The sequence below is a fragment of the Allosphingosinicella sp. genome (assembly GCF_046295735.1).
Taxonomy (GTDB): Bacteria; Pseudomonadota; Alphaproteobacteria; order Sphingomonadales; family Sphingomonadaceae; genus Allosphingosinicella.
Genome location: NZ_JBKBMQ010000020.1, coordinates 1 through 12461 on the forward strand (window position 1 = coordinate 1; position 12461 = coordinate 12461).

General features: G+C 70.7%; 10 protein-coding genes. 5 read left to right on the forward strand and 5 right to left on the reverse strand.

The window, feature by feature from the left end:
* The first annotated feature begins 124 nt into the window (after positions 1-124).
* The 3 genes from ACK4K7_RS15465 (at position 125) to ACK4K7_RS15475 (ending at position 3835) form a co-directional block, all read left to right on the forward strand.
* Positions 125-490, forward strand: coding sequence for a hypothetical protein (locus ACK4K7_RS15465; protein WP_431867374.1), 366 nt, complete (start codon positions 125-127; stop codon positions 488-490).
* Between the two features lie 376 nt (positions 491-866).
* Positions 867-2495 (forward strand): transferrin-binding protein-like solute binding protein, encoded by a 1629-nt coding sequence (locus tag ACK4K7_RS15470; protein ID WP_431867376.1) that lies wholly within the window; start codon positions 867-869, stop codon positions 2493-2495.
* Entirely contained in the window at positions 2492-3835 is a 1344-nt protein-coding gene (locus ACK4K7_RS15475) for a surface lipoprotein assembly modifier (RefSeq protein WP_431867378.1), read from the forward strand. Before ACK4K7_RS15470 ends, ACK4K7_RS15475 begins: the two co-directional genes overlap by 4 nt.
* Positions 3836-3912: 77 nt before the next feature.
* On the opposite strand, the gene ACK4K7_RS15480 is transcribed toward ACK4K7_RS15475, so the two are convergent.
* The 5 genes from ACK4K7_RS15480 to ACK4K7_RS15500 form a co-directional block, all read right to left on the reverse strand.
* On the reverse strand, positions 3913-4086 hold the full coding sequence (locus ACK4K7_RS15480) for a DUF1427 family protein (protein WP_431867380.1): 174 nt from the start codon (positions 4084-4086) through the stop codon (positions 3913-3915).
* On the reverse strand, positions 4083-5990 hold the full coding sequence (locus tag ACK4K7_RS15485; protein ID WP_431867381.1) for an MFS transporter: 1908 nt from the start codon (positions 5988-5990) through the stop codon (positions 4083-4085). Before ACK4K7_RS15485 ends, ACK4K7_RS15480 begins: the two co-directional genes overlap by 4 nt.
* Before the next feature lie 6 nt (positions 5991-5996).
* Positions 5997-7955 (reverse strand): amidohydrolase, encoded by a 1959-nt coding sequence (locus ACK4K7_RS15490; RefSeq protein WP_431867382.1) that lies wholly within the window; start codon positions 7953-7955, stop codon positions 5997-5999.
* A 57-nt stretch (positions 7956-8012) separates the two neighbouring features.
* A complete protein-coding gene (locus ACK4K7_RS15495; protein WP_431867384.1) occupies positions 8013-8720 on the reverse strand; it encodes a hydrolase in 708 nt (235 codons plus the stop codon).
* Positions 8721-8819: 99 nt separating this feature from the next.
* The gene (locus ACK4K7_RS15500; protein WP_431867385.1) at positions 8820-9521 is read right to left on the reverse strand and encodes a pirin family protein; all 702 of its coding nucleotides are present in this window, start codon (positions 9519-9521) and stop codon (positions 8820-8822) included.
* A gap of 124 nt (positions 9522-9645) precedes the next feature.
* Here ACK4K7_RS15500 and ACK4K7_RS15505 point away from each other — a divergent pair, with 124 nt between their 5' ends.
* Together ACK4K7_RS15505 and ACK4K7_RS15510 are read left to right on the forward strand one after the other, a co-directional pair.
* On the forward strand, positions 9646-10557 hold the full coding sequence (locus tag ACK4K7_RS15505; RefSeq protein ID WP_431867387.1) for a helix-turn-helix transcriptional regulator: 912 nt from the start codon (positions 9646-9648) through the stop codon (positions 10555-10557).
* Between the two features lie 204 nt (positions 10558-10761).
* Positions 10762-12447, forward strand: a complete 1686-nt coding sequence (locus ACK4K7_RS15510) for an FAD-dependent oxidoreductase (protein ID WP_431867388.1) — start codon at positions 10762-10764, stop codon at positions 12445-12447.
* The last annotated feature ends 14 nt before the right edge of the window (positions 12448-12461 follow it).

Genomic DNA, 12461 nt, shown 5'->3' on the forward strand with positions numbered 1-12461 from the left:
AACAAACTCAAGAACTGGCGGCGCATTGCCACCCGCTACGACAAGACGCGAGAGTCATATCTGGGCTTCGTCACCATCGCCTCCGTCAAACTCTGGCTACCCTTTGTCCACGAGGCCTAGTGAGATGAAGAAGCTCGTTCTACTGACCGCCGTTGTGGCATTGGGCGGTTGCGCCACCGCCAACACTTCCTTCACGCAGCAGCCGCCCAGGCTCGCCTTCAAATCGGCGAACGCGGTCGACGACATCCGGACCTGCATCGGCCAGCGCATGGCGCGGTGGGGAACGCCGGGCGTGTCGCAGGTGGACGGCGTCACCTATATCGCGCTGGTCGAGCCGCGCTTCACCACGATCGCCACCAACCCGCCGCAGACCGGCGCGCAGCAGACCGCCTCCGTCGCGATCAAGGACGCGAACGGCGCCCGCTATGTGGGGGTGAACGGCGTCTTCGAGGAAAACACGCTGCGGGAAATGGTGCGCTCCTGCGTCTGACTCGGGCGACACACACCGGACCGCTCCTCGCACGTCGAGGGCCATGGCAAACCGCCCGCCGCACCGGCGCGAAAGCCCGGGGCGGTGAGCGGCGCGTCCGGCGGAGGAAGTCTTCGCCACCGTCCGCAAGCGTGCTTTATTCCTTGATCCCGGACACGCGGACGCTAGGTTAACCCCCGGAATTCAAAGGGGGCCTGTCTCGCGTACGATCTGTCTGGTGCTGCTCGCGGGAGCGGCGACCCTTCTTGGCGGCTGTGGCGGCGGCGGGGGCGGAGGCGTGGCCCCGATCCCCGCGCCTCCGCCCGCACCGCCGGCTCCTCCGCCCCCGCCGCCGCCGCCCCCTCCTCCGCCGCCGTCCAATGAGACGATCACGGAGTTGCGCCGGAGCCAGACCTTCGAGACCGATTCGGCTTCCGCGGAGCTCAATTTCAACCTGTCGTCCGGAACCACGGCCGACGGCAGGACCGTGCCGGGTCCGCTCACCATCGCCTACGACGCCGCGACGCAAAGCTATAGCGTGTCCGCGCCCGGACGCGCCGCGACCTTCGCGCCTTCGGACGCGCTTCCGCGCGCCATCGAAGGCGAGACTCGCTACCGGAAGGTGACCGGTGGCTCCGGCGACATCCTGACTCTGGTCACGGCCCCTTATTACGGTGTGAGAATTTCAAACCGTTATGTCGCGCTGGGCTATTGGCAGCGCAACGCCGTGACGGGTGACCGGCAGCACACGCTATTCGACGCCTTCGCCTTCGGCCTCGAGACGCCGGCGGCGGCGGTCCCGAAAACGGGAATGGCCAGCTTCGGCATCGACGTGTTCGGGGTGTCCGCCACGCCGGGCCGCGAACCCCGCGTCTTCCAGGGCGCCGGCCGGTTCGACATCGACTTCCTTGCCGGCATATTCTCAACCAACACCCTCCTCGAGGAGTGGGAACTCCTTTCCGGATCGGGGATCTCCGGAGGCAGCATATATCTGGTCGGGGCGGGCCGGCTCTCCTCCAGCGACACGTTCCACGGACGCATCGCCTATAACGGTGCCCACGGACATGTCGGAGGGACGATGTCTGGCCGGTTCTACGGCCCGCAGGCCGAGGAGCTCGGCGCGGGCTTCAGCGGCTCCAATGCCGATGGCGCGACCGTCACCGGCGCGATGACCGGCCAGCGGGCGAACAACAGCCCGGTGAACTTCACCCTCACCAACATGGTGACACCTCAGTCTTTCTTCGTCGACGAGGCGACGCTCCTCGTGAACAGCTTCGAGGACGCAAGCCGAAACCATGCGATGGCGAACTGGGCCACGACCCAGATCCGTGATCTGACGGGCGGCACCATCCAGTATTTTCCCGGCCGCACGACCGGAATAGGCGGAGATTTCACCGACGCCGATAGCGTGCCGAGCGCGAATCCCAACTTCATCGCTTACAACCGGGAAGCCAACGACCAGAAGGGTCGGCTGGAACTCTATCGGCGAGGCGAGGGGAACAGCGAGCTCGCGCTCACCTATATGACCTTCGGCCGCTGGAGCAGTTCCTCGACGTCGGGCATCAGCACCCGCGATCAGTACAACTTCTTCACCTACGGGCTCGAGACGCCGCAGAACCTGCTCAGCGCGAGGACGGGAAGCGCCAGATACGACGGCGTCGTCTACGGGGCGGGCGCCAACACCGGGACCGGCGCCCGCTACGACGTTTCGGGGACCTCCCGCTTCGACGTCGACTTCGGCAGGCAGAGCCTCTCCGGTGCGCTCGCGCTTCGGGGCGAATCTACCAACGGCTTCGGGAACGTGGATTTCGGCGCTTACGATTTCTCGGGCGGGCTGTCGACGACGGGGGTGCGGACCCTGACCCAGCTCTCGCGCAACGGCCTCCGGTCGGGCGAGCTGATCACCTCCTTCTTCGGCCCGGACGGGGAGGAGATCGGCGGCACCTTCATAATGCGCGTCCAGGACGGCAATCCCGGCGCGGGCACCAGCATCGTCGGCGCGACGGCGGCGAAACGCGGCGAATGATCCGCCGTCAGGGTCGATGCGCCCGCCTCGCGCTGGCGGCGGCGGGCGCGGCTTGCGCCGTCCTGCCCGCATCCACCGGGGCGGCGGCGGCGCAGACCACGCTCGAGCGGCTGAGCGCGGCCGACCTGTTCGATCTGGCGGGCGAGGCGCTGCGGGACGGGCGGGTCGAGGATGCCTTCGCCATCTACGACGCGTTGAGCCGCGACCCGGATCCCGACGTCCGCGCGGAGGCGCGGTTCCGCAAGGGCATGACGCTGGCCGAACTTCGCCGCTTCGCGGAGGCGGCGGCCGAATTCCGCGCCATCCTGGACGAAAAGCCGGAGGCCGCGCGCGTCCGGCTGGAACTCGCCCGGATGCACGCCGCCCTGGGCGACGAGGCCGCGGCCCGCAGGGAGCTGCGGCAGGCCCAGGCGACCGGACTGCCGCCGGAAGTGGCGCACACGATCAGCCAGTTCGCCCGCGCGATCCGCTCGCCGCGGCGGCTGGGCGGCTCGGTCGGCTTCGCGCTGGCGCCGGACAGCAACATCAACCGCGCGACCGATGCCCGGACGCTCGACACGATCATCGCCCCGCTGGTCCTGTCCGAGGATGCCCGGGCGCAGTCCGGCATCGGCTTCAAGCCGTCGGCCGAAGCCTTTGCGCGGCTTCCGCTGTCGGAGACGGTCTCGCTGGTGCCGCGGGTGGCCGGGGTCGCGAATCTCTACCGCGCCCGCGCTTATGAGGACATCTCAGGATCGGCGCTGATCGGGCTGGAATGGCGCAGGTCCCGCAGCCGGATCAGCGGATCGGTGGGGGAAACGCGCCGCTGGTTCGGGCGCCGGCCCTATGCCCGCACCTCGACGCTGGCGCTCGACTGGCTCTACCTCGCCGGCCCGCGCACGCAAATCGTGGTGAGCGGGAGCGCGGGCAAGGCCGACTATCTCCAGAACGACCTGCAGGACGGCGCGATCTATGACCTCAACGTCGCGGTCGAACGGGCGCTCGACGCGCGTTCGGGCGGGTCGCTGACGCTGTCCGCCACCCGCCAGACGGCGCGCGATCCGGGCTATGCCACCGCGGGCGGCGGCGCCACGTTGACCGGATGGCGTGAGCTGGGGGGCACTACCCTGTTCGCCTCCGCCGGCCTGCGCCGCACCGAGGGCGACGCGCGGCTGTTCCTGTTTCCCGAACGGCGCAAGGAATGGCTGTTCACCGCGCGGGCCGGGGCGACGCTCCGCCAGTTCCGGGTGGACGGCTTCGCGCCGACGGTCCGCGTCACCTACGAGCGCAACGCTTCCACCGTCGGCATCTACGATTACAAGCGTCTGGCCACCGAGTTCGGGATCGTACGCGCCTTCTAGGGCTTGTCACCGCGAGGGGCGAAGCGATCACGCCCTGGAGCGCTCGGCGTTTCGGTTCGATTGGGCGAGTGAGCGGCCTAGCGCCCGGAGCCAAACAGTATAAGGGCGTCGGCGGCAAGAAATCCCGTCGTCATCATCACGACGAGCAGCGCACCGACCAGCTTCGGCGGCGCCGGCAGCGGAAGGTCGAGCCAGCGGCAGGCGGCACCGATCGCGAGGCCGAGGAGCAGGCCGAGCGCGGCGGCGGTCATGCTTTTTCTCCGCTGCTCGGGACTGTTCCGCTGGGGCCGCCAGACCGGGGCAAGTGCCGCGGAGGCGGCGCGAGCAGCCGGTCGGCGAGAATGTAGCCGGTCGTCATCGCCAGCACGAGCAGCGCGCCCACCAGGGCGGGCGGCGCCGGCACCGGAACGCCCGCCCAGCGGCAGAAGGCGCCGATCGCGAAGGCCAGCACGAAGCCGGCGGCGATCTTTACCCGTTCCCGTCCGAACCGCATCGCCGTTCCTCCCTTCAGATGTCCCGGTGCGCGGGATCGTGCTCCGGCACGTCCGGCCGCCCGCCGATCGCTTGCGAGCAGATGCGAGACCTTCGGCGCGTCGGGCCCGCGGTGGAATTGCCGGGCCGCCGCTTGCAGCGCCGCGTCGGCCCTGGTGACGCGGCCGTGCTGGCGCAGATGCTCCGCCCAGCTTTCGACCAGGAAATATTCGACCTGCCGCCACGGATCGGCCGCGTCCTGGAAGACGCCCCACACATAGGCGCCGTCGCGGCGGCGGGTGCGGCCGAGCGCCTGCATCGCGGCCCGGAAGCCCTCCGCGTCGGCGGGATCGACCCGATAGTCGATGGTGACCATCACCGGCCCGTGATCGTCGGCGGCGGGCGCGGCGAGGCTCGGCTCCGGCCAGTGGCCGGACGGGCTGAGGTCCGCCTCTCCAAGCGGCAGCGGCCGGGCGCGCATCAGCAGCGCGGCCGCCGCTCCTCCGCCCGCCGCCGCGAGCAGCGCGGTGCCGATCGAGGTCGTGCTCGCCACCTGGCCCCAGAGCAGGCTGCCGGCGGCCATCGATCCAAAGAAGGTCGTCATGTAGACGGACAGGCCGCGCGCCCGCACCCAGTTCGGCAGCACCGCCTGGGCGGCGACATTCAAAGTGGTGAGAACGCCGATCCAGGCGGCGCCGAACAAAGCGGCGAGCGCGAGCGCGGCGGGACGCGGCGGCCCAATCGCCAGCGACGCCGCGGCCGCCGCGATCAGCAGCGCGCCGGTCAGCAGCATGCGCTCGGGCGGCAGCAGCCGCTTGAGGCGCGGCATCGCGATGGCGCCCGCCACCGCGCCGGCGCCGATCGCGGTCAGCAGGAGCCCGTACAGCTCCGCGCCGCCGGCAAGCCGCTCGCGGGCGATCAGCGGCAGCAGCGCCCAGGTGGCGCTCGCGAACAGGAAGAAGGCGGCCGCGCGCAGCAGCACCCGCCGCAGGTCCGCGCTGCCGCGGGCATAGCGCCAGCCGGCGACCGTCGCGCCGACGAGATGCTCCCGGGGGAGGTGATTGGCGATCGGGGTCCGCCGCCACCAGAGCAAGGCGGCGATGACGAACAGATAGGAGGCGGCATCGGCGTAGAACGCGGCGGCGACGCCAAAGCCGGCGACCAGCGCCCCGCCGATCGCGGGGCCGATCGCCCGGGCGATGTTGACGCCCATGGCGTTGAGCGCGATCGCGGCCCTGAGCTGCGGCCGCTCGACAAGCTCGGGGACGCTCGCCTGCCAGGCCGGACCGGTGAGCGCGGCGCCGATGCCGCCGAGCAGGACGGCTCCGAGCAGCAAGGCCGGAGTCATCGCGCCGGACTGGGTCAGGACCGCCATGCTGAGCGCCAGCACGAGCAGCCCCGCCTGCGCGACGATCAGCAGCCGCCGCCGGTCGACCAGGTCGGCGAGCGCGCCGGCCGGCAGCGCGAACAGGAAGACCGGGAGCATCGCCGCCGCCTGCACCGCCGCCACCATCAGCGGCGAGGGCGACAGGCTGGTCATCAGCCAGCCCGCGCCGACGTCGCGCATCCAGGTGCCGATGCTGCCGACCAAAGTCGCACCCCAAAGGACGGCGAAGACTCGCGTTCTGAGCGGCGCCCAGGCGGAGACCTCGGCGACGGGCGCTGGTGAGACGGTGGTCGCCACGGCCGTTCAGGCGAAGCAGGAGCAACCAAGCGCGCCCCAGAAGGCGCGCAGGTCGTTCGATCGCACCGGCGCGGCAAGCGCCCGCGCATGGCCATGGCCGTGGACGCCGCAGGCCGACTCGCAGCAGCCGGCCTGACGCGTCGCGGCGGGCATGACCGGCGCATGCGAGGCCTGCCCTTCGGGCCGGTCCTGATAACCGCCGAAATGGCGGGTGGGCAGCCAGTCGGCGGCATAAGGGATGTCGGGCGGCGACAGGTCCGAAAAAGCGTCGGCGGCGTGGACGACGCGGCCGCCCAGCACCGTCAGGACGGAGGAGAGGTGCTTGATCTCGTCCTCCGGCACCGAAAGATAGTCGGCGCTGGTCAGCAGGAAGTCGGCGAGCTGGCCCACTTTGATCTGGCCCTTCTTCCCCTCCTCGGTCGAGAACCAGGTCGCCTTTTCCGTCCACAGCCGCAGCGCCGTCTCGCGGTCGAGCGTGTTGGCGCGCGGATAGAGACGGGTGCCGGCGAAGGTCTTGCCGGTGACCAGCCAGTGGAGCGACACCCAGGGATTGTAGGAGGCGACCCGGGTAGCATCCGTCCCGGCCGCGATCGGCACGCCCGCGCGCAGGATCTTCGCAACCGGCGGCGTCGCCTCGGCGGCGCGCTCGCCATAACGCTGGATGAAATATTCGCCCTGATAGGCCATGCGGTGCTGGACGGCTATGCCGCCGCCGAGTGCCGCGACCCGGTCGATATTGCGGTCCGAGATGGTCTCGGCATGGTCGATGATGAAGTGGAGGCCGTCGAACGGGACCTCCCGGTTCACCTTCTCGAACACGTCGAGCGCGCGGCTGATCGTCTCGTCATAGGTGGCGTGGAGCCGCCAGGGCCAGCGTTGCTCCGCAAGGAAGCGCACGACGCCTTCGAGATCGCCTTCCATGTTCGCGGGCATGTCGGGGCGCGGCTCGCGGAAGTCTTCGAAATCCGCGGCGGAGAAGACCAGCATCTCGCCCGCTCCGTTGTGGCGGTAGGTGTCCGAGCCCTGGCCGGGCCGCACCTGCCGCGCCCAGTTTTGATAATCTTCGAGCTCGCGCCCGGGGCGCTGGGTGAACAGATTGTAGGCGATGCGGACGGTGAGCGCGTCCTCGCGTTCCAGCTCCTCGATGATGCGGTAATCGTCGGGATAATTCTGGTTGCCGCCGCCGGCGTCGATCACGCCGGTGACGCCGAGCCGGTTGAGCTCGCGCATGAAGCGGCGGGTGGACAGTTTCTGGGTCTCCGGCTCCAGCCTGGGTCCCATCGCGAGCGTCGAATAGAGGATTTGCGCGTTCGGCCGGGCGATCAGCAGACCGGTCGGATCGCCGTTCGCGTCCCGCTCCATGTGGGTGCCAGGCGCGGTCCGGGTGTCGCGGGTGAAGCCGATCGCGCGCAACGCGGCGCGGTTCAGCAGCGCGCGGTCGTAGAGGTGCATGATGTAGACGGGCGTGTCCGGCGCGATCCGGTTGAGCTCGTCGAGGCCGGGCAGACGGCGCTCGCCGAACTGATGCTCGCTGAAGCCGCCGACCACCCGCACCCAGTGCGGCGGCGGGGTGCGCGCGACCTGCGCCCGCAGCATCGCCATGCCGTCGGCAAGGCTGGTGAGCCCGTCCCAGCGCAGCTCCAGATCGTAGTTCAGGCCGCCGCGGATAATGTGCATATGGCTGTCGATGAGGCCGGGGATCAACCGCCGTCCGCCCGCGTCGACGATGCGCGCGTCGGGTCCGGCCGCTGCGCGCACCTCTCGCTCCGGCCCCACGGCGGCGAAGCGCCCGCCGCGCACCAACACCGCCTCGGCGACCGGATTTTCCCGGTCGAGCGTCGTCACCCTGGCGCCGACCACCAGCAGGTCGGGCGCGTTCGTCTCAGCCATGGCCTTGCCTCCGAGACCGGCGAGCGCGAGCGCGGCCGCGGCGCCGGTGTTGAACTGTCGGCGATCGAGCGTCATCGCGGCCCCGCCTCCTTTCCGGCCGGCGGCCCGCTTCCGGGCCGCCGCCGTGCTGCCTCAATCCGCGTAGGCGGAGCCCGCACCCGTGTCGGTCAGGATGATGTCGGCTTCGGCGGCGCCTTCCGACGCGCCGAACATGGCCTTGGCATAGATGATGCCGAGCCCGTAGCCGCCGCCATGCTGCTTGGCGATGCCGGTGGTGAGATCGTAGGTCTCGGTCCGCGCCCAGTCGCGCTGCAGCTCCAGCAGGTATTGCAGCGACGTCATCGGCCGGGCGCCGGCCCGGATCATGCGCTGCATCGCATGATCATGCGCCTCGGAGCTGATGTCGCCGCAGGCATCGGCGATCACATAGGCCTCGAACCCCTGATCGAGCGCGGACAGCACGGGGCCGACGATGCAGACGCTGGTCCACAGGCCCGCGAAGACCAGCCGCGGCTTGGCGATCGCGTTCACCCGATCGGCGATGCGGGCATCCTCCCAGGTGTTCATCGTCGTGCGGTCGATCACCTCCGCGCGCGGAAAGGCCTCCTTGATCTCCGAGAAGATCGGGCCGGAAAAGGTCTTCTCCGCGACGGTGGTGAGGATCGTCGACACGCCGAAACCGGCGGCGGCCTTGGCCACCATGGCGGTGTTGTTGCGCAGCGCCACGGCGTCGATCGACTTGGTGGCGAACGCCATCTGTGACTGATGGTCGATCAGGATCAGGATATGGTCGCCCGGGTTCAGCAGGGTGGCGCCGGGCACGGGGGAAGCGGTGGGCATGTTCATCCTCCAGCAGGGCCGGCGCACTCGCCGCCGACGGGATTTTCGGGGAAGCAACGCAACGCGACACAGGGCGGCGGGGACGAACCCCGCGCGCCGTCAGGCGAGATCGAACAGCAGCAGTTCCGCCCCGATCTCGCTCGCCAATTCGAATTCCGTTTCGTCGGTGATGCCGACGCCGTCGCCGGCGCGCAGTTCGCCGCCGTTCAGCGTGGCGATCCCGAGGGCGATCTGCACCCAGACGCGCCGGCCGGGCACGACATCGAAGCTAAGCGTTCCGCCCGGCGCCAGCGTCGCCCGCCAGATCCGCGCATCCTGGTGGATGCGGACGGCGTGGTCCGATCCGTCGCGGCTGGCGATCAGGTCGAGTCGGCTTTCGCCGCGATCGACGACCGGCAATCGCTTCTGCTCGTAGGAGGGCGGCAGGCCGCTTCTGTCCGGGACGATCCATATCTGGAGGAAGTGCACCGGGATGTCGGCATCGGCGTTGAATTCGGAATGGCGGATGCCGCTCCCGGCGCTCATCCTCTGGATCTCGCCCGGCCGGATGACGGCGCCGGTACCGAGGCTGTCCTTATGCGCGAGCGCGCCGGACAGCACGTAGGACAGGATCTCCATGTCGGCATGGTCGTGCGGCGCGAAGCCGGCGCCGCCGATCACCCGGTCCTCGTTGATCACCCGCAGCGCCCCGAAGCCCATATGCCTGGGATCGTGATAATGGCCGAACGAGAAGCTGTGCCGGCTGTCCAGCCAGCCGGTGTTGACCTTGCCGCGCGCCCCGCGGTCCCGAAAAGCGAGCATCTCACTCTCCCGAGCATGTTCTTGGAGCGGAACATAGCCGCCGAAAGAGCACTTCGCTTCCAAAATCGCGCGAAGCCTTATAGGCACGTGCTCTAAACGGGCGGCAAGGGAGCCGGCAGGGCACGTGCTTCGCATCACCGACGACGCGGCCGCCGGGGCCGACTGGCCGCCCGGCCTTCCCGCCGCCACCCGGCTGGTGCGCTCCGCCCGGGTCGACGTCGCCCTGATCACGCCGGTCCAGGCGCCGGTGTCGCTGACGCTCGACCGGCATGTGCTGCTCTTCCCGCTGACGCATGGCCGCGCCCGGATCGACCGCGCCGGCGGCGCCGCGGAGGAACTGCGCCTGCAGGCGGGAACGGCCGTCCACGCGCCGCCGCGCAGCGACGTCCGCCTCAGCGCCGACCCGCCGGCCGAGACGATCGTGCTCGCGCCTGCGGCGGACATGCTGGCGGCGGTGGGCGCGCGGACCGGCGCGGGTCCGGCCGAACCGGCGCTGAGGTCCAGGGGCGACCCGGACCCCGGCGTCCACGCGCTCGCTTCCGAGCTGCGCCGGGCGCTGCTCGCGGACAGCTTCTCGGCCGTCGCCTATCTCCACGGCGTCGCCGAAGCCCTGATCCTGCGGGTGCTGTGCCTCGCGTCCGAGCAGCCGCTGGAGACGCGGCCGCATCTCGGCCTTGCGCCGGCGGTGCTGGAGCGGGTGCTGAAGGCGATCGAGGACAGGCTGGAGGACGCGCCGAGCGTGGAGGAACTCGCGCGCGCCGCGAAGTTCAGCCGGTCCCATTTCGCCCGGGCGTTCCGGAAGGCCACGGGGCTTTCGCCGTCGGTCTATATCGCGCAGCGCCGCCTGTGCCGCGCGCGCGATCTGCTGGTGGATACGAACATGACCATCGCGCAGATCGCGGCGCGCACCGGTTATTCCAGCCACGGCCACCTGACGGCCGCGTTCCGCGCCGCGCTCGGCCAGACGCCGACCCAGTATCGCACCGCCGGCCGCGGCGAGAACCCGCGCGCCGGCCCGCGCTCCTCCGCCTCCTGATCGCCGCCCGCGACCATCGCCGTGGCGGCAAACCGACGTCCGCCGAATCGTCGCGACACTGTAACAAAATCGGTTATCCTGAGCCTTCGGCGCATCAGCCGCGCCGCATTGCCGGAGGTGCGAGATGGTCGACTTTCCCGCCCTGTTCCTTTCCCGAGGCGGGCCGCCGGCCGGACGCGCCGGCGCCTACGGCGGACGGTGACGATGGCGGCTGCGCCGAACAACGGCCCCTTCGCCGACCGCGGGCATCAGGCCTTTCCCGTGCTGGACGAGGAACAGATCGCGCGGATGCGGCCGTTCGCGGAGCGGCGCGCTTATGCCGACGGAGAGCTTCTGTTCGAGGCGGGAGCGGTCGGGGCCGGGCTGTTCGTGGTGACGAAAGGCGAAGTCGCGATCACCCGGCGGGACGGGCTCGGCAACGACATCCCGGTGGTGAACCAGGGCGTCGGGCAGTTCCTGGCGGAGGTCGGACAGCTGTCCGGCAAGCCCGCCTTCGTGGACGGCCGCGCGGTGGGAGAGGTGGAGGCGCTGCTCCTGCCGCCCGCCGATCTGCGCCGCCTGCTGGTCGCGGATGCGGAACTGAGCGAACTCGTCATGCGCGCCCTGATCCTGCGGCGGGTCAATCTGATCGAGACCGGCGCCGGCGGCCTGATGCTCGTCGGCCCGCCGGACCTGCCCGACATGGTGCGGCTCGTCGGCTTCCTCACCCGCAACGGCCATCCGCACGTGGTGGAGGATCCGAAGGCGGGGGGCGCGGGCGCCGACCTCTTCGCGCGCCACGACCCGCATCCCGACGACCTTCCGCTGGTCCTGTGTCCGGACGGCTCGGTGCTCCGCAACCCGACCGAGGCGGCGCTCGCCCGCATGCTCCGGCTCGACGCGCTCGACACCGACCGTCTCTACGACGTGACTGTGGTCGGCGCGGGACCGGCGGGACTGGCGGCGGCGGTCTATGCCGCATCGGAAGGGCTCTCCGTCGCGGTCCTCGACGCGCGCGCCTTCGGCGGCCAGGCCGGCGCCTCCGCCCGCATCGAGAATTATCTCGGCTTCCCAACCGGGATTTCGGGCCAGGCCCTGTCGGGCCGCGCCTTCGTCCAGGCGCTGAAGTTCGGCGCCGAGATCGCGGTCCCCGCGCAGGTGGTCCGGCTGCGCTGCGGGACGAGCCGGCCGAGCCTTGAACTGGCCGACGGCCGGCGGATGCGGACCCGGGCCGTGGTCGTCGCGAGCGGCGCCGCCTATCGCCGGCCGAACGTCGCGGGCCTGTCGCGCTTCGAAGGCCGCGGCATCTATTACTGGGCCTCTCCCGTGGAAGCGACGCTGGTGGCGGGACGGGAGGTCGCGCTGGTCGGGGGCGGCAATTCCGCCGGGCAGGCGGCGGTGTTCCTCAGCCGCCATGCCGCGCGCATCCACCTGATCGTGCGGCGGCCGCTCGCGGCGACCATGTCGCAATATCTGATCGACCGCATCGCCGCGACGCCCAATATCGAGCTTCATCCCGGCAAGGAGATCGCCGGGCTGGAGGGCGACCGGCTGGGCCTGGCGGGCGTGTCCTGGCGCGACTTGGCGACGGGCGAGACCACCGCCTGTCCCACCCGCTTCCTGTTCCTGTTCATCGGCGCCGATCCGAACACGGGCTGGATGGGCGAATGCGAGGCGGCGCGCGACCGGCTGGGCTTCGTGATGACCGGTGACGCGCTGAGCGCGGACGACCTGCGGGCCGCGGGCTGGCCGCTGGAGCGGCGACCCTCCCCGCTCGAGACGAGCATACCGGGCGTGTTCGCGATCGGCGACGCGCGCGCGGGCTCCATCAAGCGGGTGGCCGCGGCCGTCGGCGAGGGCGCCGCCGTCGTGGCCCAACTCCACGCCTTCCTGGCGGGCGACGCGCCGTAGATCCATAGCGCCGC

Bases quoted from the DNA above. Each gene is read 5' to 3' on its own strand.
- ACK4K7_RS15495 (WP_431867384.1), bottom strand. From the start codon at position 8,720: ATGCCCACCGCTTCCCCCGTGCCCGGCGCCACCCTGCTGAACCCGGGC.
- ACK4K7_RS15465 (WP_431867374.1), top strand. From the start codon at position 125: ATGAAGAAGCTCGTTCTACTGACCGCCGTTGTGGCATTGGGCGGTTGC.
- ACK4K7_RS15500 (WP_431867385.1), bottom strand. From the start codon at position 9,521: ATGCTCGCTTTTCGGGACCGCGGGGCGCGCGGCAAGGTCAACACCGGC.
- ACK4K7_RS15490 (WP_431867382.1), bottom strand. From the start codon at position 7,955: ATGACGCTCGATCGCCGACAGTTCAACACCGGCGCCGCGGCCGCGCTC.
- ACK4K7_RS15480 (WP_431867380.1), bottom strand. From the start codon at position 4,086: ATGACCGCCGCCGCGCTCGGCCTGCTCCTCGGCCTCGCGATCGGTGCC.
- ACK4K7_RS15475 (WP_431867378.1), top strand. From the start codon at position 2,492: ATGATCCGCCGTCAGGGTCGATGCGCCCGCCTCGCGCTGGCGGCGGCG.
- ACK4K7_RS15510 (WP_431867388.1), top strand. From the start codon at position 10,762: ATGGCGGCTGCGCCGAACAACGGCCCCTTCGCCGACCGCGGGCATCAG.